Raw genomic sequence first — 26,343 nt, forward strand, 5'->3', positions numbered from 1 at the left:
ACAAAATAGTGTTGTAATTTATAGTAAATCAACTTACTATATGTACATATACAAGAATTTTGTCGAAAATCGGAGGGCCTATGAAATCTGAATATGGTAAACCGTACGATAGCCCAGGATTTCAGCTATGGCAAGTTACGAATTTATGGCAAAAAAATTTACGTCACGCGCTGCACACCTTTGATCTTACGCATGTTCAATTCATTTTGCTTGCCTCTACACAATGGTTGAATTCACAGTCGGGACAAGGAGATGTGACACAGGTGCAAGTTGCCCAGCACGCGCATGTCGATCCCATGATGGCATCGCAAGTGCTTCGCAATTTAGAGAAGAAGGGTTTCCTTGTTCGCAAGGAACATCCTTCTGATACGAGAGCCAAGTCCATTTTACTTACACCGGACGGGGAGTGTATCGTGAACAAGGCGTTCGCTATTGTGGTGCAGGCAGATGATACGTTTTTTTCGATACTTGGAGAAGACCAGAAAACCCTTACAAGGTTAATGGCATCGCTAAGCAGTAACATCGTTATCTGATTTTATATGAAGCAGAAAGGGAGTTGGACAATGGAGAAGTCATCAATTATTGGAATCGTTTTGGCGTTTATTGCTATTGGTGTGGGGATGGTATTAAAAGGAGCAAGTTTGGCCGCACTCCTTAATCCGGCCGCTGCGTTAATTATTTTTGGCGGTACCGGCGCAGCCTTGTTTATTGCATTTTCCTTGGATGAAATGAAGAAGATTCCAACTTTGTTAAAAATCATTTTCACTGAACAAAAGCTGATGCCTAAAAAAGAATTGATCGAGACATTCATTAACTGGGTATCGATTACTCGCCGTGAAGGATTGCTTTCTTTGGAGAAGCAAGCGGAGGAGCTTTCAGATCCATTCATGAAAAGCGGGATGCGCTTGATCATCGATGGCAATGACCCGGATTTTGTACGTGACGTACTGCTAGAGGATATTTCCGAAATGGAAATTAGACATAAAAAATATGCGAACATTTTTACGCAAGCAGGTACATACGCGCCAACACTTGGAGTACTAGGGGCGGTTGTTGGTTTGATTGCAGCACTGGGGAACTTAAGTGAAGTTGAAAAACTCGGACACTTAATTTCTGCAGCATTCGTTGCGACGATGTTTGGGATTTTCATGGGCTATGTTATTTTCCATCCATTCGCTAACAAGTTAAAACAAAAGTCGAAAAAAGAAGTGGAGATCAAGTTAATGATCGTTGAAGGTTTGCTCTCCATTCAGTCAGGTGTTTCAGCTAACTCTGTGAAACAGAAAATGATGATCTTCATTGCGAATTCAGAACGTGCGGCTTATGAAGAAGTATCCGGGGAGGCCGTTTCACAGTGAGTAAAAAGAAAAAGCATGAGGATCATGAAGAACACATTGATGAAACTTGGCTCATTCCCTATGCGGACTTGCTTACTCTACTTCTAGCGCTTTTTATTATTTTATTTGCCTCCAGTCAGGTGGATTCGAAGAAATATGATTCCATTATGCGGTCTTTGAATAATGCTTTCACTGGCGGTGAAGCACCATTTGCTATGTCGAATCTGATTCCGATTGATGATGCGGCTAACTCCACGAAGAACAATAACAACAATCAGAACCCTCCTGCTAAGCCGGAGAATAAAGAGGAAAGCCAATTAGCGGCAAAGCTGCAAAAGGAAGAGAAGGATCTCGAAGAGTTAAAGAAAAGTATGGACTCTTTCATCAAAGACAATAATTTGAACGAGCAGCTTACAACGAAGCTCGACAACGAGCGTTTGACGATTACGATCAGCGACAGGGCACTCTTTGATTCCGGGTCGGCAGCGGTGAAGCAGGATGCTCAAACGATGGCTGTAACCATGTCTGACTTGCTGAGCCGATATCCCGGATATCAGGTCGAAGTAGCCGGACATACGGATAATATACCGATTCACCGACAAGATTTTGAAACGAACTGGGATTTAAGCGCGAAGCGTGCTGTGAATTTTATGAAAATATTGCTGAATAACAGCAAGATTGATCCGGCTTCGTACCATTCGGTGGGCTATGGCGAATATCGTCCTATTATTTCAAATGATACTACTGAAGGCCGCGCGAAAAACCGAAGAGTCGAAGTGAGTATTATCCGCAATATTAAAGCTACGGATGAAATTGCGAAATAAGATGTAAAAAAAGGGAAGTCCTTGAAGCCGCTATTGGCTCAAAGACTGCCCTTTTTTTGAATTAACCTTTGCCCGAGAGAGCAAGCTCCTTACGCTCATTTGGGTGATCGACAGTTTCCGTTAAGGTATCCTCACTTGGATGTTGGAGAGGGAGTGGAACGGAATCTACAATGCTCGTTGTAGCCGTTGTTTCTGTTATGTTTGTGAGATCTGGTTCCTGTGTATCGTTATGTGAGCCATTCTCAGGTGCTTCACCGATTTGGAATTTACTAATCTCGGTGAATAATTGCTTGGCCAGATCCAAGATATCATCCGACTCCTCCGCGATGCGGCGAATGGAAGCGTCTTGCTGAATGGAGGTCGAGTTAACCTCTTCTACGCCGGCTGCTGTTTCTTGAGCGATAGCAGCGACGAATTGTACAGAACCGATCAATTGGTCATTTTTGAATGATGCCTGCGCAATCTTCAGATGAATTTGCTCAATTTGTTCTTTGATCTCAGTCATGGATCGTTCAATGCCTTCAAAAGAGCCGAGTGTGTCTGTTACTCGGCTGTTTTGCGCAACCGAGGATTCATGAGCTTCCTGCAAGGAGCTCTGAAGCTCGTGAATTTGTTTTTGCAGCGATTGAATAATGCTGCCGATCGTCTTCGACGAGTCGTTCGTCTGCTGCGACAGCTGACGAACTTCATCCGCGATGACGGAGAAGCCGCGGCCATGCTCGCCGGCACGAGCCGCTTCAATCGCGGCGTTCAAGGCAAGCACGTTCGTCTGCGTCGATATCTCCGTAATCGAGTGAACGATAGCGCCAATTTGCTTCGAGCTGGCGGACAAGGTTCTCATCGCTGCATCGACCTTCAGCAGCACGGCCTGCGACTGTTCGGAGGAATCCTTCAGCGCCCGAACAGATGTTGCGCCATGCTGCGTTCCGGCTGCAGCGGCGTCGCTGGTCCGCATCATTTGATTCGTGTATGCGGTTATGTCGCGGATCTCCGCCTCCAGCTCCGCGATGATCAGCGAGCTTTGCTCGGTCTTCATCGCTTGCTCGTCGGCGCCGGACGAGATTTCATGAATCGCTTTCAGGATATCGGCATTTGCAGTTGCAGTCAGCTGCGAGAAACGGTGAAACTCATGCGAATGCACAGAGAGCGATGAAGCAATATGTAAGGTAGCGCCTAGCATTTGCCGTACTTGTATAATCATATGGTCGAAACTATCGCTCAGTTCGCCTAGCTCATCCTTGGAAGTAGAATTAATCGTGTGGGTCAAATCCCCGGCAGCGATTAATGCGACAGCTTTTTGTAAGCGTGAGATCGGAAGTACGAAGGAGCGGATAATCAGCAAAGCAATGATGACGGTCACCACGAGCACGATGGCCGAAACAATCAGCATGACATGGCTGGTGCTGTCCAGTGCCTCGGTGGATGAGCTGACGGCGCCGTCAGCGGCTTCCGAATAGGTGACGTAAAACTTATCCACGAGCTCAAAAATTTTATCTTTCAGATCCTGGGACTCATTATATAGATAGAGGAGATTGATTTCGAGATCCTTCGGATTCGTCCCGTTACCCTGTACCATCTGGGCAGCAGAATCGAAATTGCTGATGTAATCGACAGAAGCCAAGATCAATTGGCTCCTCCATTGTTGCTGTTCCGTCGTTGAAGCCGTATCGCCGATTTGTTTAATCATCGCCTTGAAGGGCTCTTTTTCTTTGTTGTATCTCAGAATGTACTCGGGTTTTTTAGAGATTTCCAAACCGGATGCGATGATGTTCAGTTCCTGCACTTTTTCCTTTAGCTCAAGCGCCATAACTTTCAATTGAACTTTCTCATTTTGATCATTCATATGCTGTTTAATCTGGTTCACTTGATGGAGATTAAAGAAAGCAACGGCTAGAAAGATGAGAAGTACACCGCTGAAGCTGGCGATCAGTTTAAAGCGCATGGTCATATTGAATGTAATTGTCCTCATGTGCATTCCTCCTATTTTGACAAGAATCGACTTTTTTCTTATTAATATAGGAGGTTTCTATTAACTAAAGTCTCTAATTCTGTTAACGAATTGTAAAATAAAAGTTTTACATTACGTTTACGTTTCGTGGGTTTGGATTTTACATTCGATTGTTACGATAGGTTTCGTAAGTTAGTTCGACGGACAACCAAGAGGGCATCGATACTAACCATGAATGATAAAATCAAAGGAGGACATGCAAACTATGTTCAAGTTCATGTCGAAAAAAGGGATCACATTCACACTTTCAACGGTATTAATGATGGGGGCTTTGGTAGGTTGCGGTGCCAATACAGATACGAAAACCGCAGCATCTGCAACACCGGCAGCAAGTGCAGCAGCATCAGCTTCAGCTAAACCAAGCGAGGCGCCAAAAACAACAGAACTATCCGGTACGATCACAGCTTCCGGCTCTAGCGCACTCCTTCCTTTAGTGAAGCAAGCCGCTGATGATTTCATGAAAGCTAATCCAAAAGTAACAATCAACGTTACAGCTGGCGGATCTGGTACGGGTATTAAAAACGTAGCCGACGGCACTTCCGACATCGGTAACTCAGATGTAGCGCCTGGCGATGAGTATAAAGACAAAGGCTTGAAAGAAAATTTCGTAGCTATAGCGCCATTTGCTTTCATCGTGAACAAAGATGTAACTATCGACAACCTGACGAAACAACAAGCTGCTGACATCTATATGGGTAAAATCACAAACTGGAACCAAGTTGGCGGTAAAGAAGATAAGAAAATCGTTCTTATCCACCGTCCTGACAGCTCCGGTTCCCGTAAACTGGTACAACAAATCATTCTTGAAGGCAAAGACTTCACAAAAGATGGAATTACGCAAGAAAATAGCGGAGCTATGAAAACAGCTGTAGTTGGTCAATCCAGCTCTATCGGTTATGTAGATACGCCTTACATTGATGATACAGTAAAAGCTTTGAAAATTGATGGTGTAGCTTTCTCCGAAGACAACATTAAAAATGGCACTTATAAATTGTTCGGTATTGAGCGTATGTATACAAAAGGCGAAGCAAAAGAACCGGCTGCTTCTTTCATCAAATTTATTCAAGCTAAAAGCTTCCAAGACAAGCAAGTTCGCGACCTGAAATTCTTGCCTGCAGACTTGCTTAAAAAATAATAAGTTGCAACCACCAAGAGCGCTCGCATATCTATGCAGCGCTCTTTTCTTGTTGTGAAGGATTAAACTTTTACATTCCCTTAACAATTCATTGACGGTCCATTTACATTCATAACCTATCATAAACGTATGAGCTTATAAGTATTGTTTATTTAAGAGAAGGGGGATTACCCATTGAATTCTGTAGCAGACAAGCTGACAAGTACGGTAGAAGAGAAGAGTCGTCCGATTGTAACGAAATGGACTCATGGACAGCATAGACAGGATAACATGATGAGATGGGTGTTTGTCGGAAGCGCGGCACTTGTGGCTGCCATCATTTTCTCGATCATTGTTTTTGTCGGTATGCAAGGTGTCAAAACCTTTCAAGGGGTTAGCCCGCTGGAGTTTTTCTTCTCAACCGATTGGACACCCGGCAGCAATAAATTCGGAGCGCTTCCTTTTCTATACAGCACATTGCTGCTGACACTTGTTTCTGTTGTGTTATCCGTTCCGCTTGCTTTATCCGGTGCTTTATTTATGGCGAAAATAGCGCCGAGATGGGTGCGCGAAATTCTGCGCCCTGCAACTGATTTATTCGTAGGCATCCCATCGGTTGTATACGGTTTGATTGGGATGACGGTCATCGTACCGGCCCTGGGTAAGCTGACAGGCGGTATCGGCTATGGCATTTTGCCAGCCGCAATTATCTTAGCCATTATGATTCTACCGACTATTCTCTCCATCTCGGAGGATGCTATTCGTTCTCTGCCCGGCCGTTTGGAAGAAGCGTCGCTTGCGCTTGGCGCAACGCGCTGGCAAACGATGTGGCGCGTTCTGCTCCCGGCGGCTAGACCGGGTATTCTGACGGGGATTATCCTAGGCATGGGCCGCGCTATTGGAGAAACCATGGCTGTGTTCATGGTTATCGGGAATTCGCCGCAAATGCCGAAGTCACTGCTGGACTCCACAACGGTGTTAACGACAGCGATCGTGAAGGATATGGGGAACACCAACTACGGAACAACTTGGAATAACGCCTTGTATTTAATGGCGCTGCTCCTGCTGGTCATATCGCTAGCTTTAATTCTAATCATTCGCATCGTGGCCAAAAGGAGTGAAGTCAAATGAACAGCAGAACAACGGATCGTTTGGCCACCATCTATTTCTGGCTTTCAGGCGTCGTTATTATTTTAATCTTGGGATGGTTTCTGGTTCGCATTTTGGGCGAAGGGATTCCGCATTTATCTTGGCACTTTATTTTTGGCAAGTCCGAAGAAATTAAAGCAGGCGGCGGCGTAGGGCCGCAGTTGTTTAATTCCTTTTATGTCCTTTTCTTATCATTAATCATATCGATTCCAATTGGTGTGTGCGCAGGCATTTATTTGGCGGTCTATGCACAAAAGAATTGGTTTACGGATCTAGTGCGAATATCGGTTGAAGCTCTATCTTCTGTACCTTCAATAGTGTTCGGATTGTTCGGCTTCCTACTATTTGCCAATTTACTCGGTTTGAAATTTTCGATCATTGGTGGAGCGGCGACGGTTGCCCTGCTCAACCTACCGGTCATGGTGCGCGTTACCGAAGAAGCCATTCGCACCGTTCCGGATTCTTACTGGGAAGCCAGTTTAGCGCTGGGCTCAACGAAGTGGCAGGCTATCCGTAAAGTGTTGCTTCCAGCGGCACTGCCGAATTTGATCACAGGCATTACCTTGATTGCTGGCCGCGCATTAGGCGAATCTGCGATTCTAATCTATACGGCCGGGTTGTCCGTATCGCGTATTTTCCCGGATTTCAATCCGACGAAAATGGGAGAAACCTTATCCGTTCACCTCTGGTATGTCGGCGCCGAAGCTTTGGTTCCAGATGCCAAAGACATTGCAAAAGGAAGCGCCGCGCTGCTGCTCATAGTCGTTCTGATCTTTAACTTGCTGGTAGGCATTCCAAGTCGAATCTTACAAAAAAGACTATCCGGGGGGAAATAAAACGTGACGACAAAGCATAAAATTAAAGCGGACAAATTAAATTTATTTTATGGAGAAAATCATGCTCTCCACGATATTGAATTATCGATAGAAGCAGGGACAATTGCGGCTTTGATCGGCCCGTCCGGCTGCGGGAAGTCAACCTTTCTGCGTACGCTCAACCGGATGAATGATTTGATTGACAGTGTGAAAATCACGGGAAATGTCGCAGTTGACGGACATAACATTTACGGATCTGACTCTGACGTCGTATCGCTTCGCAAGCGTGTCGGCATGGTGTTCCAACGGCCGAATCCGTTCCCGATGAGCATTTACGACAACATTGCATACGGCCCCCGCATTCACGGTACGAAGAAGAAAGCGGTTCTGGATGAGATTGTGGAACGAAGCCTTGTGCAAGCGGCGCTTTGGGATGAAGTGAAGGATCGTCTTCACAAGTCTGCACTGGGGTTGTCCGGCGGTCAACAACAGCGTCTATGTATTGCACGGCTTCTGGCTGTCGAGCCGGATGTGCTGCTCATGGATGAGCCAACTTCCGCGCTCGATCCGATCTCGACGTTGAAGGTCGAAGAGTTGACACAAACGCTCAAAGATAAGTACACCATCATCATTGTGACGCACAACATGCAGCAAGCGGCGCGCATATCGGATATGACATCTTTCTTCCTCAATGGTTATTTGGTGGAAACGGACAAAACAGACAAGATTTTTACCAATCCGAACGATCAGCGTACTGAAGATTATATTACAGGCCGATTCGGATAACCGAGCAGAAAAGGGGAGAAACGCATGGACGCAAGACCTGGGTTCCATCAATCATTGGCCTTATTGCAGCAAGAATTGCTTGAGATGGGGAATAGCGCGCAAAAACTGATCCGTTCCGCTGTGGAGTCGTTGGCCAAGCTTGATGACAAAGCAGCGACACAAGTAATTAAGAGCGACGATATTATTGACGATTATTTGACTCGAATCGATGAGCTTTCTCTGCGTTTAATCGCCTTGCAGCAGCCCATGGCGAGCGATCTGCGTATCATAGGCACGGCGCTCAAAATCGCGATCGATCTGGAGCGCATCGCGGATCATGCCGTTGATATTGCGAAAATCACGATTCGTTTCGCGGGAGAAGAACTCGTTAAACCACTGGAGATCATTCCGCAAATGGCTGAGATTGCCATCGAAATGCTGCAAGAAAGTCTGGTATCATATACCGAGCGCGACGTGCACCGCGCAGCGGCGCTAGCGGAGAAGGACGACCGGGTTGACAAGCTGTACAGCACGGTCATGCAGGAGCTTATGAGCTTAATGAGCGCAGATTACAACCGTAACCGTCAATTGACGCATTTGCTGCTGGTGGCACATTATTTAGAGCGTGTTGCCGATCATGCAACGAATATTGGCGAGGGCGTTATCTATATGGTAACGGGCAAACGTAAGGATTTGAACGTTTAAGGGCAAACAAAAAGGCGACTACTGGGGTTTATCCTCGGGTAGCCGCCTTTTTTTTCCAGAAAGGATTTGTCGTCAGGTATGTGTATGAACGAGCTTGCAGAGCGGAGAGATTCCGCATGCATCGTGTGGTACGGGCACTTGAGTTGGTGGACGTAGAGGATCCTGAAGTGCCACCGCGGTTTGATCTCATACCGCTTCGATCTGCGATAGATCGTCTTTTGCACGGGTGAGCGGAACGTAGATGCCTTAAGAGACGGTATTTTCAGTTGTAGCGACATTTCGCGGAACTACCGTTCGTTATGAGCAGGACATGCTGGTTTTTTGGCAAGTTTTCGCTCATTTAACGCACCCTAGTTCCTCTTCAGGAGGAGAAAAGGGACGTTACCGTGGAATAAGGCATCGTAGTTACGTGGTATCGCTATGCATGGGGGATTGGCAGTCCGGCAGTACCTCCTCAGTTTTCTTGTGAAGCATACGGAGCCGAAATGTATCCGGAATCTTCAAGGGTGTTCAGGGGTATGGGGTGGAAAAGCGACAACGGTTGGAATCCCACACCCAATTCCCTTCTCATGCAGTCGAGGCTAGCTTTTTCTTATACGTTTATGGAAAATGAAATTGCTAAGTTAGTGCGTGTTGAGGTGCTGGGACAGTGAATCGGATGGAAAATGTCGTTCCTGTAGGGCTTGACTGAATTTCAATTGGTGCATGATGTCTAGCCGCAATACTATAGCAAATGGCTAGCCCTAAGCCTGTGCCATGATCCTTCGTGGTAAAAAAAGGTCTGCCCAGCTTTTCTAAATGTTCGTCATCGATGCCCCTGCCTTCATCGGCGATTGTGAGGATGACACTGTCCGATTCCATATGGGTTGTTACAGTCAGATTGCCGCCGGAATCCATTGCTTCCAGGCCGTTCATGCACATATTAAGAATAAGCTGGCGAATTTCTTTGTCGTCCAAATTTAGTTCCGGGCATTCACTTAAGCAGAAATCAACATGCTTGCCGGACATTGCGGCTTCAGCTTGGATCAAAGGCTGCAGAGATTCAATGATCCGGTTCATATGCTCCAATTGCTGGTGGGTCCGCTTGTTTTTAGCCAAAGATAAATACTCTGTAATAATATCATTGGCCCGATCGAGCTCCTCCAACATGATTGTAATATATTCATTTTCCATTTTACGGTTGCCGTCTCGAAATAGTTGAAGAAAGCCTCGGATGGTTGTCATGGGGTTACGAATTTCGTGGGCGATGCCAGCGGCCATTTCGCCAACCAGGTTCAATTGGGCAAGGCGCGCCATTTCGGATTCATATCGGGTATTTTCCGTAATATCAATAGCAACTTGAAGTAAGCATTTCTCATCTTCAATATCAATGATTTCTGTAGAAAGCAGAGCCGTTCGGATATCTTTAGATTTAGTTTCATATTTAATCTTATAGTTCCGCACCGTTTGATTCATTGGCTGGTCCTCACCTAGCTCCAGCTTCATGCTCAGAAAATTTGTCGAGGTGCCCAGCACTTCATCGCCGTATCCAGTAAATTGCTTCCAGCTTTCATTGACTTCTATGTAGGTATAATCGGATAAACGGCGGATGGCCATTAAACAGGGGGAGGAGATGAACATTCTTTTGAAATGCTCTTGCGATTTAATGAGTTTCTCATGGGCATCTACGAGTTCCGAGGTTCGTTCTTCCACCCACTGTTCCAAGAGCAGGTTTTGTTCCTTCAGTCTCGTTTCAGCTTCTGCTAGTTTCCGGTTGATTACCTCAAGCTCGAGCGCCCGCGTTTGCAGCAATTCGCTTTGGAATTTTATCTTCTGATGGTAGCGATGCAGCTTGACGAACGCATCCACCTTCATTCTGAGCAATTCTGGATGTATAGGTTTGAATAAATAATCAATGGAGCCTACGTGATAGCCATGCAGCACATGTTCAATGGAAGTGCTAAGAGCGGTTAGGAAAATAATCGGGATGTCCTGGCAGGATTTCCTTTGTTTGATCAGCTCGACGGTTTCGAAGCCGTTCAAGCCGGGCATCTGCACATCCATCAAAATGACGGCTATTTGATCGGCAGATTCTTTAAGCAGATGTTTTAGAACTTCTTCGCCTGATTGCAAGGATACGATATCGTAATGAGATGAAGCGAGTATGCTATTCAAAGCCAATAAATTTTCGTAGCGGTCATCCACCGCCAAAATTTTTACTCCTTGTTCCATTCCATATCCTTTCTGTGCTTGTACACGGTTACAAGAGCACCTAACAATCCCAGTGCTTTCTTTTTCGGGGAGAAATGGTGAATACCCTTTTTTTTATTGAAACTCTTTACATAGATTTTACATATGCTTAATAAAGCTTATCATTTGGTTTGATAGACTAGATTTGAATGACAAGTAGAGCCAGTAAGGGATGATAGCAATGAACGATCAGTCAGACATATTGTTGCAGTTCCGTAGAATCATTGAACAGCAGTCGATTTATTCAGTCTATCAACCTATCATTTCTTTGCAGGATGGGAATGTTTTCGGATATGAGGCATTGACAAGAGGCCCGAAAGACAGCCCGTTTGACTCCCCGTTGGATATGTTTCAGTTCGCAGAACAGCAAGGGGAGTTGTATATTCTCGAAAGACTCGCCAGGGAAAAAGCCATACAGGGCTTCATTCTAGAGGATCCGCAGCAATTGCTGTTCATCAATATTTCCTCACAAGTGTTGTATGATCCTCAGTTCGTGCCGGGGAAGACATTGGAGGTGCTTCATCAATACGGGCTCCGTCCTCATAATGTGGTGTTCGAGATTACGGAAAGAAGCTCAATCGAAGACTTTTCTCTGGCCAAAAAGATGCTGGAACACTACCGCAAGCAAGGGTATCGCATAGCCATCGATGATGCAGGGGCTGGGTACTCGTCTCTTCAAGCGATAGCCGAGCTGCAGCCGGATTTTATTAAAATCGATCGTTCGCTGATCGAGAACATTCATACGAATAAAGTGAGAGAGTATATTCTGGAAACGTTCGTCACTTTCGCGAAGAAAATGAACATTTCACTCATTGCCGAAGGGATTGAGCAAGAGGATGAACTAAAGAAACTTACCCGCCTTGGCGTTCATTATGCCCAAGGTTATTTGCTTGGGAGGCCGTCTGAGCGGCCTGTGAACATTCATGAGAGCCATCGCATGCTGATCTGGCAGCATCGCAAAGTGGAAGGCAGTTCCATAACTTGGACGATTGGTGATTTGGCGACGCCCGTACAGGTATTCGATAAGCGAACTGTCATCTCGGAAGTGGCGGATTATTTGAAGAAAAATCAGGATGCCGTTGGGGTCGTTATCGTGAGCGAAGAGGTTCCGGTCGGACTGATGATGAGAGACCGTCTGTTCCAGCAGTTGGCCGGGCAGTATGCGTTCTCTTTGTTCTGGAATCGGGCTATTGAAGGTTTGATGGATGAAGCCCCGCTCATTGTGGACGAATTCATGGCTGTGGAGCAGGTATCGCAGATGGCCACTTCCCGTTCGATTCATCACTTATATGATCTGGTCATCATCACTAGCCAGGGGAAAATGGCAGGAACGGCTTCCATCAGAACGATTTTGGAGAGTATCACGAATGTACGGATGGAGTCGGCTAGGGTGGCTAATCCGCTTACGGGATTGCCTGGGAATCTGCAAATCAATCGGGAGCTGAATAAGCGGATTATGGAAAATAAACCTTTCCATGTGGTTTATGCGGATCTGGATTATTTCAAATGGTTCAATGACAGGTTTGGCTTTCAGCGGGGTGATCAATTAATCCAATACACCGCAGATATTATGCAGCAAGCTATTGCTGTTTGCGGAACACCGCATGATTTTGTTGGACATGTGGGCGGAGATGATTTTATCGCCATATCGTCATCGAACTTTCCCGAGCAATTGTGTCAAGAGATGATTCGCCGGTTTGAACAAGGCGTGCAAATGTTCTATGAGGGCGAGGTTTGGGAGTACGTATGGGATCGCAGCGGTAATCCAGTTCAAAGCGAAGGCGTTACGCTTTCGCTTTCGCTGGTTGTATGCAGTTGCGAATCACTCATCTCCCTCGAACAGATTTCGCAAACGGCCGCGATGCTGAAGAAGAAGGCTAAAGCGCACTTGGGGAGCATCTATCACATCAGAAGTGTCTAAGATTTCGGCTTCGATGGCGTACTAGAACGTATATTGAAGCTGCTTAAAAGACCTGACAATGATAACCTTCTGCTTGCCGATGCGGCGTTCGGATATTTTCTTCATATTGCCTGGATGAATCCAAATGGCATCCAAGCCGCAGGAAGTGGCCCCCACCACGTCGTTCCGCCACGAGTTACCCACCATAACGCTTTGCCCGGGCGTAGTGCCCATCTTCTTCAAAGCGGTCTCAAAGATCGCAGGATGAGGCTTTCGCGGTCCATCTTTCTCCGAACTAAATAACCGTTCCTGCTCGATCCACGCGGTCAGTTTCAGCTTGTTCAAGTTGCTTTGCAGTCTCCTCCGGTTCCCATTGCTGATGATGGCTAGCTGATAGTTGTGGGACAATGCCTCCAGCGTATCCTCTACTCCCGGAAAGAGCGCGACAAAGTTGTCCTCCTGCTCTTCGACCTGCTCGAAGAAAGCGCGCGTAAACGTGGGATTCACTTGGACGGGGAAGGGCTGGAGCGCTTTACGCAAGCAGACGTGCCTCAGCTCATCCGGAGAAATTGGACTTCGGACGGGCGCTTTCCGGTATCGGTTCCATTCCAGTTTATAAGCTTGGAGCGCATCTTGCGCAGACCAAACATGCTCGTCAGGCTCCCATCGCGCTGTATAGTCGCTCATCACTTCCATAAAAGCTGAATCAAAGCATTGTCTGCGATCGAGAATCGTATTATTCATATCGAAAAAAATAACCTTTTTGCGTGTAGGGGAAAAAAAAGGGCTCATTTGGAGAACCTCCTTCTGAAGTCCGCTGTAGCCTTTTGTTGCTTCCCTACATGTTTATGTGCGCAACTGTTTTTTTATTTTAATTTCGTATGCTATGATGAAGAGAGTCTGTCAAAAACGGGGTGCTCATTTATGGATAAGCTAATTATTATTGATGGAAACTCCATCGCCAATCGGGCTTTTTATGCTTTGCCGCTGCTTAGCAACTCGAGCGGACTGCATACGAATGCGGTCTATGGCTTTACGACCATGCTGCTTAAACTTATTGAAGAAGAAAAACCAACGCATTTTCTGGTTGCCTTTGATGCTGGGAAAATTACGTTTCGTCATAAAGAATATACAGAATATAAAGGGGGAAGAGCGAAAACGCCCCCGGAGTTATCCGAGCAATTCCCTCTGATCAAGGATTTGCTGAAAGCGTTCCAAATCCCGCAGTTTGAGTTGACTGGGTACGAAGCCGACGATATTATCGGGACATTGACCAAGGTTGCCGATGAAAAAGGCGAGAAGGTGCTGCTCGTATCGGGAGATAAGGATATGCTGCAGCTTGCCTCCGACCATGTAACCGTTGCAATTACACGTAAAGGGATCACTGAAGTAGAACTATACGATCCTGCAGGCATTCAAGAGAAATACGGTTTGACGCCTAAGCAAATCATTGATTTGAAAGGTCTTATGGGGGATACGTCCGATAACATTCCGGGAATTCCGGGTGTCGGAGAGAAAACAGCCCTGAAGATGCTGCACGAGTTCGGTACGGTTGAAGAGGTGCTGGCCCATTCAGCGAGTTTGAAAGGGAAAATGAAAGAAAAGGTCGAGGCGCATGCACAGGATGCGATCATGAGCAAAGAGCTGGCGACGATCTTCCGTGAGGTTCCAATGGAAACGGAATGGTCGACTTTCCGTTACGATGGCTACGATGGACAAGCGCTCTCGGGCATGTTCCGCAAGCTGGAATTTAAATCCTTGCTCGAAAAGATGGATTTCGCGGGCGGTGCTGCGGAGGAAGAAGAGACGGCAGCAGTCTTGGAAACAGAGATAGTTACCGATGAAAATGTGGCAAGTTTAATCGCTGCGTTGGGCGATAGCACGCCTATCCATGTTGAGGTTATCGGAGAAAACCCGCATCATTCGGAAGTGGCGGGGATTGCGTTCCAGATCGAACTCAGCGGCAAGTCGCTGTATGTGCCTTTCGAGCTGTTGAATAGCGAAGCGGGCTCGCCGGTCCGAGCATGGCTAAGCGATGCATCGAAGAAGAAGCAGCTCTTTGACCAGCATCGCACGGAGCTGGCGCTCGCTTGGCAAGGCATCCACCTCCGCGGGGTGGATTTTGATGTGCTGCTGGCCGCTTATTTGCTTGATCCGACAGAGTCGAATCTGACGCTTAGCGGCCTCTCGGGCAAGTACGGCTTGCCGGGCATCAAGGCCGATGAAGAGATTTTCGGCAAGGGCGCGAAGTTTCGCTTGCCGGAGCTGTCTGCGCTTAGCGAGCACCTGTGCCGCAAAGCGTATGCGACCGCAGCCGCTGTGCCGGTGCTGCGGGAAGAGCTGGAGAAGAGCGAGATGCATCAGCTCTTCTATGAATTGGAGCTGCCGCTCGCGGGCGTGCTCGCGGAGATGGAGCTGCGCGGCATCAAGGTCGATGCCGCGGATTTGAGGGCATTCGGCGAGGAGCTTGCGAAGCAGCTGGATGCGATTATGACGCGCATCTACGACCTCGCCGGGCTGGAGTTCAACATCAACTCGCCGAAGCAGCTTGGCGAGATTCTGTTCGAGAAGCTGGGGCTGCCAGCTTGGAAGAAGACCAAAACCGGCTACTCGACGGATGCCGAGGTGCTGGAGAAGCTTGCGCCCTACCACGAAGTTGTAGGGCAGATCCTGAACTACCGGCAGCTGGCGAAGCTGCAGTCGACTTACGTCGAAGGGCTGCTGAAAGAGGTGCGACCGGAGACCGGTAAGGTGCATACCTATTACCGTCAGACCATTGCCGCCACAGGACGCCTCAGCAGCCAATACCCGAACCTCCAGAACATCCCTGTTCGTCTGGAGGAGGGGCGCAAGATCCGCAAAGTGTTCGTGCCATCCGAGCCTGGCTGGTACATACTTGCTGCGGATTACTCGCAGATCGAGCTTCGCGTGCTCGCGCACATCTCGCAGGATGAGAATCTGAAGGAAGCGTTCCTTCAGAATATGGATATCCATACGAAGACGGCGATGGACGTCTTCGGCGTGTCGGAGGACGGCGTCGATGCCAATATGCGCCGTCAGGCGAAAGCCGTCAACTTCGGTATCGTGTATGGCATCAGCGATTATGGCTTATCCCAGAACTTGGACATTACCCGTAAAGAAGCGGCTACCTTTATTGAGCAGTATTTTGCCGTCTTCCAAGGGGTTCGGAAATATATGGACGATATTGTGAAAGACGCTCGGAAAGATGGCTATGTTACGACGCTTTTACAACGCCGCCGCTATCTTCCCGAGATTACAGCTTCGAACTTTAATCTTCGTTCATTCGCAGAGCGAACGGCGATGAACACGCCAATTCAAGGCACAGCCGCTGATATTATTAAGCTGGCTATGGTGCAGATGGCGGAGAGATTGAAGCAAGACGGGCTCAAAAGCCGCATGCTGCTTCAGGTGCATGACGAACTTGTTTTCGAAGTGCCGGAAGAGGAACTGGAAACGATGAAGCGCATCGTACCCGAGGTGATGGCCGACGCCTTACAACTGGACGTGCCGCTGCGCGCAGATGTAGATTACGGTCTAACGTGGTATGACGCAAAGTAAATAGCGGATGTTGAAAACTTTAGAACCTAAGAGGTGAACTTGGTGCCAGAACTACCTGAAGTCGAAACCGTCAGACGCACTTTGAATAAGCTCGTAACCGGTAAAACAATCGCTCATGTAGTAGTCAGACTGCCCCGGATTATACAGAAGCCGGATGACATCCGGATGTTCGAAGTGCTTTTGCAAGGGCAGACGATTGAGACCATTGAGCGCAGAGGGAAATTTCTGCGATTTGTGCTTGACGATTATGTCATGGTGTCCCATCTACGTATGGAAGGGCGATATGGCTTATATGACGGCGATGCGCCACTCGAGGTGCATACGCACGTGCTGTTCCGGTTTACGGACGGCAGCGAGCTGAGATACAAGGACGTTCGTCAGTTCGGGACGATGCATTTGTTTCCAAAAGGCGAAGAACTGACACAACCGCCTCTGCAAAAGCTCGGGCTGGAGCCGCTTGATGAAGCGTTCACGCTGGAGGCATTCAGCGAGCGGATTGCGAAGCGTTCTACGAAAATTAAGCCGCTGCTGCTGAATCAAGAATATATCGTTGGCATCGGGAATATTTATGTAGACGAGTCCTTGTTTCTAGCTGGCATCCACCCGGAGCGCGAAGCCTCTTCGCTTTCCAAGAAGGAGCTTAAATTGCTGCACGAAGCGATTGTCCGAACCCTCAGCGAGTCGGTTGAGGTCGGCGGTTCTTCGATTAAATCCTATGTCAACGGACAAGGTGAAATTGGGCTGTTTCAGCATCAATTGAACATTTATGGACGCGGGTCGCAGCCTTGCCGTGTGTGCGGAACTGAAATCTATAAAACGGTTGTAGGGGGCAGAGGAACCCATATTTGCCCCGTATGCCAGCCCCTTAAGCGAAAGTGAGTGCGAAAGAAATTAGAGTGAATAAGCACGTGAAGTCCCCCCTCCCCATATGATATGGAGACTTAGCCTAGGAAACATGCTTGCAAATGCATGGCTCCAACGGAAAATTATTAGGAGGGGTATTATGCTTCCTGTCATTTCATTGCTTGTTCTGGCATTTGCAGTTTCTTTGGACGGATTCGGCGTGGGCGTGATGTATGGATTGCGCAAAATCCGAATTCCGCTTTTGTCCATTGGCATTATATCGCTTTGGTCGGGAGTTATTATATTTAGCTCCATGCAAATCGGTGTGTTGATGTCATCCTTCATGAGTCCTTTGATTGCACAGCGGATCGGCGCCTTAATCTTGATCGGCATTGGCATCTGGGCACTCATACAAATGAGGCAGCAAAAAACGCTGGAAACTCAAGACACAGCAGGGACTCCGAATGACACCCTACATCTCAGTGGAGGAGAACCGGCGCTGCAAACGCTGGATACCCTGCAGAGGACGAAGGAAATTCTCAATATCGAATTAAAACGGTTCGGCTTGGTCATTCAAATTTTAAGGACGCCTTCCATGGCCGACGTAGACCGCTCGGGCAACATATCAGCATCTGAAGCGACACTTCTTGGCTTGGCGCTGTCTCTTGACGCTTTCGGCGCAGGAATTGGAGCCGCGTTAATTGGTTTCGTACCACTCTTGACAGCTTCAGTCATAGCGCTATCGAGCGGGACCTTCATTGCCGTTGGACTAAGGATCGGTTTTCGGTACGCGGAGATGAGTTGGATGCGGAAATTATCCGTACTTCCCGGGTGTGTGTTAATCGTGATGGGAATAATGAAAATGCTATAGCAAAAAAAGGATGCTTACGAAAGAAAGTTTTCCATATGGAAAACTCGAAGGAGCGTAACCATGAATATCGGGTTAACAGGTGGAATCGCTTGCGGCAAAAGCACGGTTAGCGCAATGCTTGTTAGCCGCGGCGCTATATTAGTTGATGCGGACAAACTCGCCCGCGACGTTGTTGAACCTGGCAGCCCTGTTCTGGATAGGGTTGCTTCTCATTTTGGACAAGTCGTGCTGCATGCGGATGGATCACTCAATCGCAAGAAGCTTGGAGAGATCATATTTGCAGATCAGGCAGCACGCAAACATCTCGAGAGCTTACTGCATCCGTCTATCCGTGCGTTGATGCGCGAACAGATGGAAACAGCCGAACGGGAGAATCCGAGTAAACTGATCGTGGTCGATGTGCCTTTGCTGTATGAGTCTGACCTTGCGTATATGTTTCAAGAAGTACTGGTCGTTTATGTGCCTCGTGAGGTACAATTAGCGAGATTAATGCAGCGAGACGGCCTGAGCGAAACGGCTGCGCAAGAACGTTTACATTCGCAAATGTCGATTGAAGAAAAGCGTCTTCGCGCCGACATTGTTATCGACAATAGTGGATCGAAAGAAGAAACGAGTCGTCTGATCGACCAGTTCTGGTTGAGGAAGGGGCTCTCATGACATTTCTACGCAAAAAGCGGGTTTTCGCGCTTCTGCTGGTATGTTTTGTCCTATTCTTGTTTATGAACAGTTCCTTTATTGGAAGAAAATTGTACCCTATCTACTATAAGGAGGAAATTCGACAAAGCGCAGCGAAACATCAAGTAGATCCTTTTCTTATAGCTGCTGTAATCCGGGTTGAAACGAATTATCAGCATCATTTGGAATCGAAAAAAGGCGCTATTGGTCTCATGCAGCTTATGCCGGATACGGCGGCCTGGATTGTAGAATCAGCGGATTTGGGGCCGCATTCGCAAGAAGATTTACTTAAAGTGGAAGAGAATATCAATTTGGGTGCCTGGTATTTGAATTGGTTAATGAAGCATTACAACGGTAATTTGGTCTATGCCATCGCCGCTTATAACGCGGGACAGGGAAATGTGAACAGGTGGAAGCAAAACCAGGTGTGGGACGGTACAGAGGCGAACATCAATCAAATTCCTTTTGGCGAGACACGCCATTATGTCCAGCGAGTCCTTTACTATTACGAGAAATATACAAAATTGTACATGGAGAAGTGGAATGAAGGGCCTCAAACATAAACAAAGAAGCATTGGACTAGCTCCTTAACGGGGCAAGAGTCCAATACTTCTTGTTTGCAGTTTACAACGTTAGCAGGAATTCAAGATTACTTGAATTGACCAGCCAAAGATTGTTCTGCGATTTGTACCAGTCGACGAGTAATGTTACCACCGATGGAACCAGTGTCACGAGTAGCCATATTACCGTAGTATCCATCTTGAGGGATGGCGATACCCAGCTCTTGTGCTACCTCGTATTTCAACTGATCCAAAGCTGCGGTTGCTTGAGGAACGACTAAAGTGTTGCTGCTGCGGGATTGTCCTGCGCCCATGTCTGTTCACCTCCTTGTCGTTGGTAACTGTATTATGTGCGGATATGGGAAGTTCATTACATGTAACATCTGGTAACCAACCAGCAGAGAGAGGAGAGATAAGAAGATGAAATGCCCATTCTGTGACCACTCCGGGACAAAGGTGCTGGATTCCCGTTCCGCTAATGAAAATAAGTCGATACGAAGACGGCGGGAATGTGAGAAGTGCGCACGGCGATTTACTACCTTCGAAATGGTCGAAGAAACACCGCTTATCGTCATTAAGAAGGATGGAAGCCGGGAAGAATTCAGCCGAGAGAAGATGCTAAGAGGATTGATTCGAGCTTGTGAAAAGCGGCCGGTTTCCATGGAGAGGCTGGAAGTTATTGTATCTGAGGTTGAGATGCAGCTTCGGAATACAGCTCATGCGGAAGTAGACAGCTTAGCCATAGGCGAAATTGTCATGGAACAGTTGTACCCAGTTGATGAAGTGGCCTACATTCGTTTCGCTTCCGTCTACAGGCAGTTCAAGGATATTAACATGTTCTTGAAAGAGCTGACGCAAATTCTAGGCAAGCACGATCCAGGCCCCTTGCGGGATAAATAAATGGGATGCAGATGATGATTATTTATCTCCTCCATGTGTTACTCTAATCAAAGGAATTCAAATAATGGAGCGCATCTCATGAGCATGTTATGGATTCGAAAAATTAGAATCAACCCTCCGCAATTTTTAGCGCTTGGTTTTATTATTATTATTGTGATTGGATCCATCCTTCTTTCGCTGCCGATTGCTTCCGCGGAAGGAATAAAGACTCCTTATTTGGATTCATTGTTTATGGCAACCTCCGCTGTTTGCGTTACGGGGTTATCTTTGTTAAATGTAGGAGAGTATTACTCTCTTTTTGGAGAAGTTGTGCTGCTGTTGCTTGTCCAAGTCGGCGGGTTAGGCTTTATGACGATGGCCACTTTAATTGCGCTTGTATTTAGAAGGCGCATCTCGTTCCGAGAACGATTGATCTTGCAAGAGGCGATGAATCATGAGTCAACCCAAGGCATTGTAAGCCTGATCAGGAAAGTTCTTCTGTACGCTTTGATTATTGAAATTGTGGGTATTTTACTGCTTACCGTTCGCTGGCTTTTCGAAATGCCTTTTGGGAAAGCTTTGTATTTCGCCGTTTTCCATACCGTTTCGATCTTCAATAATGCGGGATTTGATCTGTTTGGCGGAGAGGAGGGACGAGCAGGCAGCTTTCTCCATTATTCCGAGGATCCGTTCGTGAATGTAGTTACCATTCTGCTCATTTTCCTGGGAGGCATTGGTTTCATCGTCATTTCCGATCTTGTTCATTATCCGCATTGCAAAAAATTAACGCTGCATAGCAAAGTGGTGCTCACCGTTTCGGGAGGACTTGTTGTCATAGGTGCGTTGGTTATCTTCGTGTTTGAATTTACGAATCCTCAAACGTTCCAGCCCTTGTCGCTGACAGGTAAAATGCTGGGTGCATTGTTCCAGTCTACGACGTCGCGCTCAGCTGGGATGCTGACTGTAGATGTGGGGATGTTCAGGCAGGCCACACAATTTTTCATTGTGATGCTAATGTTTATCGGAGCTGCGCCGGGTTCCTCCGGGGGCGGGATCAAAGTGACGACCTTCGCCATCTTGATGGGTGCTCTTATTGCGATGATTCGGGGCAAAGAAGACATCGTCATGTTTCGTTACCGAATTGCTACAGACCGGATTTACAAAGCAATTACGTTTACACTTTTTTCGTTCATCATTATCGTTGTTGCTACTATGCTGCTATCTATTACGGAATCGTTCTCGTTTCTGGGCATTTTATTCGAAGTTACTTCCGCCTATGCGACAACAGGCATGTCGATGGGGTTAACGCCGAATCTGACCTTTTTTGGTAAAATCCTCATTATCATCCTCATGTTTGTCGGACGTTTCGGGCCCATCACGATGGCATACATCTTAGTCCCGAAACCTGAAAAAGTGAAATACCGGTATCCGGAAGGTAAGATTACAATCGGTTGAGACGCGGGGCTTTGGGTCATTTTCTGAAAATTTTCTGAAAATGGTTATTGTCAGTTGAAGCCGTCCTGTGCTAATATACGTTTTAATAGAATATGAACCTTCGGGGCGTGGTGAAATTCCACACCGGCGGTGAGGATACGTGCGTGTATCTCCAGCCCGCGACTCCCGGCTTATTTGGCCGGGACTGACTTGGTGCAATTCCAAGGCCGACGGTATAGTCCGGATGGGAGAAGGTGAAAATCAGCTTGTTAAACGAATTATTTTAACAAGTCTGTTTGTCGATGCCCCCGTTGTTCGTTAAACGGGGGCATCGTTTCTTTCAGAAGGTTCAATTCAAAACACGCTTTTGGGAGGTTTTTGAATTGGAAAATGTAATCGATCTGCAAAGTAATCGTTCCAAAGGACTTTCGTCTCGGATTGCTGGTATCCACGGCATCTGGTATGTCGCGCTCGGAGCGACGCTGTGGGGGCTGGATCCTCTCTTTCGTATCCTGCTGCTGAAGAGCTTCACATCCTCGCAGATCGTCTTCATGGAGCATGTGCTCCTGGCCTTTTATGCGCTGCCGGTCCTGATTAAATATCGGCGGACGCTTACTGGCAAGCTGACACTGGCCGTCATCGGGGCACTGCTCTTCATTTCTTGGGGAGGATCCGCCATCGCAACGATCTTCTTTACATCTGCCTTTGTTCATGGGAATGCGAATGCGGTTTTATTGCTTCAGAAGCTGCAGCCGTTGTTTGCGATTATCCTAGCGCGTTTCATGCTGAAAGAGTCTCTGCCTTCCAAGTTTTTTGTATATATCCTTGTGGCTCTCCTGGGCACGTACTTGCTAACTTTCGGATTTGGCGCTCCTGATCTAGGTTGGAACGATCTCGGAACCATGAGCTGTTTATTTTCCATCCTTGCGGCTTGCTTGTGGGGCGGTTCCACCGTTATGGGCAAGTTCTTGTTACAGAAACAATTGGATTTTCCGGTTGTAACGTCTCTAAGATTTTTGCTGGCGATTCCTTTGCTTGCCGTCATTCTTCTGGGCAGTGGGGATGTCTGGCAAGTGGATAGCCACTTCGGCGGATTAACTATCATTGCTGTGAATTTATTGTTTCAAGCTTTTTTTCCGGGCTTGATTAGCATGCTGCTTTATTACAAAGGCCTTTCTTCGACAAAGGCGTTTCTTGCGACACTTGCCGAACTCGCCTTTCCTGCGGTTGGTGTGCTGATAAATTGGCTCGTTTTCAATCAATCGTTGACACTCGGTCAACTGCTTGGTTTCCTTCTAATTTGGATGACCTTGTGGTTGATGAGCCGCGGCAATAACGTCACCCGCTCAGATCGTCAACCATGGAATCGTCCCCAGTAAGGCCAAGATTTTCTTTTTCTATTCGGACTTTATAGCCATGGTCAATAAATACATCAGCGAACCTATATAACTCATTCAGGTCTTTGAAAGAAAGCTCAATCGTTTTCTCGTCGCAATCCATTACGAATATTCGGAACATTAGGCAGCACCTCTCTACAGGGGATACAAGCCATACATTATATGCTTTCCATGTAGAATTATGTTCAAAGACCGCCTTTCCTTCAACTTCCTATAGGCACAAGGCGGTCTTCGTTGTAACATGAGTACTGGGTGATAACAATGTTCATTTCTCCAATGCTGCTTCAAGCCGCCAAAGACAATAAGCCCTTTAATCGTAAAAACTATGTGGTTGAGCCAAAGCTGGATGGTATCCGTTGTATCGTTGCCAACATGGATCGGCTTCAGGTCTATACGAAGCAAAATAGACTGATTACGAATAGATTTCCTGAGTTACATAAATGTCCTTTGCCTGAGGGAACGATCGTTGATGGTGAACTCATCATGTTGGATCACCGGGGAAAGCCTGATTTCGAAGCGATGTCTGCCAGACTGTTATCCAGCAAGAATAGAGCGCCTGTTATTTTTTATGCATTTGATATCCTTCGCTATAAAGGCGTCGATGTTACAGGGTTACCGCTTCTCAAACGGAAAGATTTATTGGAAGCAGCTTTTTCTGAAAATGAGCATTATAAGAAAATAACCGTATTCGAAGGCAAGGCGACTGATCATTTCCGGCACATTCAACAGGAGGGGCTCGAGGGAATCGTCATTAAGCGTTCGGACCTCAAATCCGCCTACCATAGCGGTAAAAGCACGAAATCGTGGCAAACCGTCATCAATTGGATTTATGCCGACGTCTATATAGCTGGATTTAGGAAAAATGACTATAGTTTATTGGCCTCTATCGACGCTGAGAATGGTTTCAAGGTGCCAGTCGGCATCGTGGAGTCAGGTATTACGCCGATGCATAAAAAAGCTTTAGACAGCATCAAGCGGCGTCTCGTGTACAAAGAAAATAACAACTTTGCCTATATGGAGCCCGTGCTCATGGCAAGAATCAAAACGAAATCATGGACGAAAGAGGGCAAGCTTCGCTCTCCCGAATTTTTGGAGTTCGCGATATGAAAAAGACTGCATCTACCGAATGGTGGACGCAGTCTTTTTATCATGGGCATGCGCTAACTCTGATTAACGTTTGAACCCTGTTAACTGTTGTTCAGCAATCTGAACCAGCTTGCGAGTGATGTGACCGCCAATTGCGCCAGTATCGCGTGTTGCCATATAGCCGTAATAGCCATCTTGAGGAATCTGAATACCTAGTTCTTGAGCAACTTCATATTTCATTTGTTCCAAAGCTGATTTCGCTTGCTGCACAACTAATGTGTTGCTTCTTCTAGCCATTTGACTCACTCCTTATTGTGTGTGGGAGTAGTTTGTGGAGTTAATGGATTATTATTCATGAGAGTGAAAAGTTATTGCTTGGAAAAATTCAATTGCCATCTGCATGCCGATTGCCTTCATAATAACCGGCATGTGCTCATAATCCTTAATGGATAAGGTCGAACAGGATGCAGAGGAGGCATGACATTTGCATGGCAAATCCAAACTCAAATAATGGAAAACCTATTATTGTGCCACAGCCGATAAGAAGCGATGGAGCGGGAGGACCGGATTTTGGCCCGCGCGATATCATGAGGGACATGGAAAATCCGGACATGTTAGTGCCTCCGGTCACTGACGCTGGCTTACTTCCCAATCTGAAAATGTCATATTCGGATACGCATATGCAATTGAATCACGGTGGCTGGTCACGCGAAATTACTGTACGGGAGCTGCCGGTTGCTACTACGCTAGCTGGTGTAAACATGAGCTTAACGCCAGGAGGGGTACGCGAGTTACATTGGCATCAACAAGCCGAATGGGCGTATATGATCTGGGGAACAGCACGAATCACCTCTGTTGACCAGAATGGGCGTAATTTTATCGCGGATATCGGCCCTGGAGATTTATGGTATTTCCCTGCCGGATTACCGCATTCCATTCAAGCATTGGCATCAGGCTGCGAGTTTTTACTTGTTTTCGATGACGGGCATTTTTCTGATCTCAATACGTTATCGATATCCGATTGGTTTGCTCACACGCCCAAAGACGTGTTAGCTGCCAATTTTGGCGTCTCCCCAAGCGCCTTTCATTCGATTCCATCCGATCAGCTTTATATCTTTCAATCCCCAGTCCCAGGCTCGCTGGAAAGTCAGGAGGTCAAATCCCCTTACGGCCCGATTCCTCTCAGCTTCAAGCATCGGTTGCTTGCGCAGGCACCCCTCCGTACACCTGGAGGCTCGGTGAGAATTGTTGATTCCACCAATTTTCCCATATCGAAAACAATTGCTGCAGCTTTGGTCGAGATCGAACCCGGCGCGATGAGGGAGCTTCACTGGCATCCGAATAATGATGAATGGCAATATTATCTGACAGGGCAAGGAAGGATGACGGTATTTGGCGGCAACGGAGTAGCAAGGACGTTTGATTACCGCGCTGGTGACGTAGGGTATGTGCCTTTCGCGAACGGCCACTACATCCAAAATACCGGGACAGAAACCCTGTGGTTTCTTGAAATGTTCAAAAGTGATCGGTTTGAAGATATATCCTTGAACCAGTGGATGGCGCTGACGCCTCGCGATTTGGTTAGGGACAATTTGCATGTCGGACCGGAGCTGCTTGATGCGTTGCGAAAGGAGAAATGGCCAGTTGTAAAGTATCCCGGGTTGTAACCCAGCATATTTAATTGCTTTTGGATTCAAACGCCGAGTAAGCTGAATAGATCGGGAGAAGCGAAAAGAACAGCTGCAAGAAATATTAGCTGAAGCAAAGTTCGAACAAGAAGCTTCGACACTGGCTTGCCGCCAATGGTAAGCTTCTCCCGCGCAGCGCGTATATTGGCCGGGAACATCGCAAGCAGCAGCAGCGCTAAGCAGATGGAAGCAGCCTGGGAAGTTGCGGGAATCAGGATGCCGATCGCTCCGGCAATTTCGAGCCAACCTGTTGCCGTTACAATCCATTCGCGCTGGGGTAAAGAAGGAGGGACCATTTGGATCAGGTCGGGACGTCTTTTTCCCCAGTGTGCGGAAGCGGTCAGCAGAAACATGACAGCTACCGCCGCTTGAAGGGATGGATGCCAGCCGTCAAAATAAGACCAGCCGATAAGACCGATAAGGCGGATAAACGAAAATGATGCGACGAGGGCAATAAGGGGAGCCATACAATTTCCTCCAATTCT

General features: G+C 47.1%; 25 protein-coding genes and 1 riboswitch. Of the genes, 19 read left to right on the forward strand and 6 right to left on the reverse strand.

From position 1 onward, the window contains the following. Nucleotides 1-80 precede the first annotated feature (80 nt). The 3 genes from ABRS97_RS04280 to motB are packed head-to-tail and all read left to right on the forward strand — an operon-like array spanning nt 81 to nt 2,161. Complete coding sequence (locus tag ABRS97_RS04280; RefSeq protein WP_367811662.1) at nt 81-533, forward strand: MarR family winged helix-turn-helix transcriptional regulator; 453 nt, start codon at nt 81-83, stop codon at nt 531-533. A 30-nt stretch (nt 534-563) separates the two neighbouring features. Beyond that, complete coding sequence (gene motA / locus ABRS97_RS04285; RefSeq protein WP_367811663.1) at nt 564-1,358, forward strand: flagellar motor stator protein MotA; 795 nt, start codon at nt 564-566, stop codon at nt 1,356-1,358. Then, nucleotides 1,355-2,161 carry a flagellar motor protein MotB gene (motB, locus tag ABRS97_RS04290; protein WP_367811664.1) on the forward strand — a complete coding sequence of 269 codons (807 nt, stop codon included), beginning with the start codon at nt 1,355-1,357 and terminating at the stop codon, nt 2,159-2,161. The genes motA and motB overlap by 4 nt, the downstream gene beginning before the upstream one ends. 61 nt (nt 2,162-2,222) lie before the next feature. On the opposite strand, the gene ABRS97_RS04295 is transcribed toward motB, so the two are convergent. Continuing rightward, nucleotides 2,223-4,130 (reverse strand): methyl-accepting chemotaxis protein, encoded by a 1,908-nt coding sequence (locus ABRS97_RS04295; RefSeq protein WP_367811665.1) that lies wholly within the window; start codon nt 4,128-4,130, stop codon nt 2,223-2,225. Nucleotides 4,131-4,374: 244 nt separating this feature from the next. On the opposite strand from ABRS97_RS04295, the gene ABRS97_RS04300 reads away from it, so the two are divergent. The 5 genes from ABRS97_RS04300 (at nt 4,375) to phoU (ending at nt 8,717) form a co-directional block, all read left to right on the forward strand. Then, nucleotides 4,375-5,304, forward strand: a complete 930-nt coding sequence (locus ABRS97_RS04300) for a phosphate ABC transporter substrate-binding protein (RefSeq protein WP_367811666.1) — start codon at nt 4,375-4,377, stop codon at nt 5,302-5,304. Nucleotides 5,305-5,478: 174 nt separating this feature from the next. Then, nucleotides 5,479-6,414: a phosphate ABC transporter permease subunit PstC gene (pstC, locus tag ABRS97_RS04305; protein WP_367811667.1), complete on the forward strand. Its 936-nt coding sequence runs from the start codon at nt 5,479-5,481 to the stop codon at nt 6,412-6,414. After that, entirely contained in the window at nt 6,411-7,268 is an 858-nt protein-coding gene (gene pstA, locus ABRS97_RS04310) for a phosphate ABC transporter permease PstA (RefSeq protein WP_367811668.1), read from the forward strand. Before pstC ends, pstA begins: the two co-directional genes overlap by 4 nt. A gap of 3 nt (nt 7,269-7,271) precedes the next feature. Continuing rightward, nucleotides 7,272-8,033 (forward strand): phosphate ABC transporter ATP-binding protein PstB, encoded by a 762-nt coding sequence (pstB, locus tag ABRS97_RS04315; RefSeq protein WP_367811669.1) that lies wholly within the window; start codon nt 7,272-7,274, stop codon nt 8,031-8,033. Nucleotides 8,034-8,057: 24 nt separating this feature from the next. Beyond that, nucleotides 8,058-8,717, forward strand: coding sequence for a phosphate signaling complex protein PhoU (gene phoU / locus ABRS97_RS04320; protein ID WP_367811670.1), 660 nt, complete (start codon nt 8,058-8,060; stop codon nt 8,715-8,717). A gap of 618 nt (nt 8,718-9,335) precedes the next feature. On the opposite strand, the gene ABRS97_RS04325 is transcribed toward phoU, so the two are convergent. After that, complete coding sequence (locus ABRS97_RS04325) at nt 9,336-10,928, reverse strand: ATP-binding protein (RefSeq protein ID WP_367811671.1); 1,593 nt, start codon at nt 10,926-10,928, stop codon at nt 9,336-9,338. Nucleotides 10,929-11,127: 199 nt separating this feature from the next. On the opposite strand from ABRS97_RS04325, the gene ABRS97_RS04330 reads away from it, so the two are divergent. Next, nucleotides 11,128-12,867: a GGDEF domain-containing protein gene (locus ABRS97_RS04330; RefSeq protein WP_367811672.1), complete on the forward strand. Its 1,740-nt coding sequence runs from the start codon at nt 11,128-11,130 to the stop codon at nt 12,865-12,867. A gap of 21 nt (nt 12,868-12,888) precedes the next feature. On the opposite strand, the gene ABRS97_RS04335 is transcribed toward ABRS97_RS04330, so the two are convergent. After that, the gene (locus ABRS97_RS04335; protein ID WP_367811673.1) at nt 12,889-13,638 is read right to left on the reverse strand and encodes an HAD family hydrolase; all 750 of its coding nucleotides are present in this window, start codon (nt 13,636-13,638) and stop codon (nt 12,889-12,891) included. 132 nt (nt 13,639-13,770) lie between these two features. Here ABRS97_RS04335 and polA point away from each other — a divergent pair, with 132 nt between their 5' ends. From polA to ABRS97_RS04360, 5 genes are all read left to right on the forward strand, one after another. Next, nucleotides 13,771-16,425 carry a DNA polymerase I gene (gene polA, locus ABRS97_RS04340; protein WP_367811674.1) on the forward strand — a complete coding sequence of 885 codons (2,655 nt, stop codon included), beginning with the start codon at nt 13,771-13,773 and terminating at the stop codon, nt 16,423-16,425. Between the two features lie 42 nt (nt 16,426-16,467). Beyond that, nucleotides 16,468-17,304, forward strand: a complete 837-nt coding sequence (mutM, locus tag ABRS97_RS04345; RefSeq protein ID WP_367811675.1) for a DNA-formamidopyrimidine glycosylase — start codon at nt 16,468-16,470, stop codon at nt 17,302-17,304. Nucleotides 17,305-17,428: 124 nt separating this feature from the next. Continuing rightward, complete coding sequence (locus ABRS97_RS04350; RefSeq protein ID WP_483312413.1) at nt 17,429-18,139, forward strand: MntP/YtaF family protein; 711 nt, start codon at nt 17,429-17,431, stop codon at nt 18,137-18,139. Between the two features lie 60 nt (nt 18,140-18,199). Beyond that, a complete protein-coding gene (gene coaE, locus ABRS97_RS04355) occupies nt 18,200-18,796 on the forward strand; it encodes a dephospho-CoA kinase (protein ID WP_367811677.1) in 597 nt (198 codons plus the stop codon). Continuing rightward, on the forward strand, nt 18,793-19,377 hold the full coding sequence (locus ABRS97_RS04360; protein WP_367811678.1) for a lytic transglycosylase domain-containing protein: 585 nt from the start codon (nt 18,793-18,795) through the stop codon (nt 19,375-19,377). The genes coaE and ABRS97_RS04360 overlap by 4 nt, the downstream gene beginning before the upstream one ends. 86 nt (nt 19,378-19,463) lie before the next feature. Here ABRS97_RS04360 and ABRS97_RS04365 read toward each other — a convergent pair whose 3' ends face one another. Next, nucleotides 19,464-19,688 (reverse strand): alpha/beta-type small acid-soluble spore protein, encoded by a 225-nt coding sequence (locus ABRS97_RS04365; protein ID WP_367811679.1) that lies wholly within the window; start codon nt 19,686-19,688, stop codon nt 19,464-19,466. 106 nt (nt 19,689-19,794) lie between these two features. On the opposite strand from ABRS97_RS04365, the gene nrdR reads away from it, so the two are divergent. The 4 genes from nrdR to ABRS97_RS04385 all read left to right on the forward strand — a co-directional run bounded on the left by nrdR (nt 19,795) and on the right by ABRS97_RS04385 (nt 24,191). Next, nucleotides 19,795-20,274, forward strand: a complete 480-nt coding sequence (gene nrdR / locus ABRS97_RS04370; RefSeq protein ID WP_367811680.1) for a transcriptional regulator NrdR — start codon at nt 19,795-19,797, stop codon at nt 20,272-20,274. 78 nt (nt 20,275-20,352) lie between these two features. After that, complete coding sequence (locus ABRS97_RS04375) at nt 20,353-21,708, forward strand: TrkH family potassium uptake protein (RefSeq protein WP_367811681.1); 1,356 nt, start codon at nt 20,353-20,355, stop codon at nt 21,706-21,708. A gap of 92 nt (nt 21,709-21,800) precedes the next feature. Then, nucleotides 21,801-21,947: riboswitch (FMN riboswitch) on the forward strand. A gap of 123 nt (nt 21,948-22,070) precedes the next feature. Beyond that, a complete protein-coding gene (locus ABRS97_RS04380) occupies nt 22,071-23,066 on the forward strand; it encodes a DMT family transporter (RefSeq protein WP_367811682.1) in 996 nt (331 codons plus the stop codon). Between the two features lie 279 nt (nt 23,067-23,345). Beyond that, the gene (locus tag ABRS97_RS04385; protein ID WP_367811683.1) at nt 23,346-24,191 is read left to right on the forward strand and encodes an ATP-dependent DNA ligase; all 846 of its coding nucleotides are present in this window, start codon (nt 23,346-23,348) and stop codon (nt 24,189-24,191) included. 63 nt (nt 24,192-24,254) lie between these two features. Here ABRS97_RS04385 and ABRS97_RS04390 read toward each other — a convergent pair whose 3' ends face one another. After that, nucleotides 24,255-24,467: an alpha/beta-type small acid-soluble spore protein gene (locus tag ABRS97_RS04390; RefSeq protein ID WP_367811684.1), complete on the reverse strand. Its 213-nt coding sequence runs from the start codon at nt 24,465-24,467 to the stop codon at nt 24,255-24,257. 191 nt (nt 24,468-24,658) lie between these two features. On the opposite strand from ABRS97_RS04390, the gene ABRS97_RS04395 reads away from it, so the two are divergent. Continuing rightward, nucleotides 24,659-25,837 carry an oxalate decarboxylase family bicupin gene (locus ABRS97_RS04395; protein WP_367811685.1) on the forward strand — a complete coding sequence of 393 codons (1,179 nt, stop codon included), beginning with the start codon at nt 24,659-24,661 and terminating at the stop codon, nt 25,835-25,837. 26 nt (nt 25,838-25,863) lie between these two features. On the opposite strand, the gene ABRS97_RS04400 is transcribed toward ABRS97_RS04395, so the two are convergent. After that, nucleotides 25,864-26,325 carry a DoxX family protein gene (locus ABRS97_RS04400; RefSeq protein WP_367811686.1) on the reverse strand — a complete coding sequence of 154 codons (462 nt, stop codon included), beginning with the start codon at nt 26,323-26,325 and terminating at the stop codon, nt 25,864-25,866. Nucleotides 26,326-26,343: the final 18 nt, after the last annotated feature.

This window comes from Paenibacillus tabacirhizosphaerae, assembly GCF_040812395.1.
GTDB lineage: Bacteria > Bacillota > Bacilli > Paenibacillales > NBRC-103111 > Paenibacillus_E.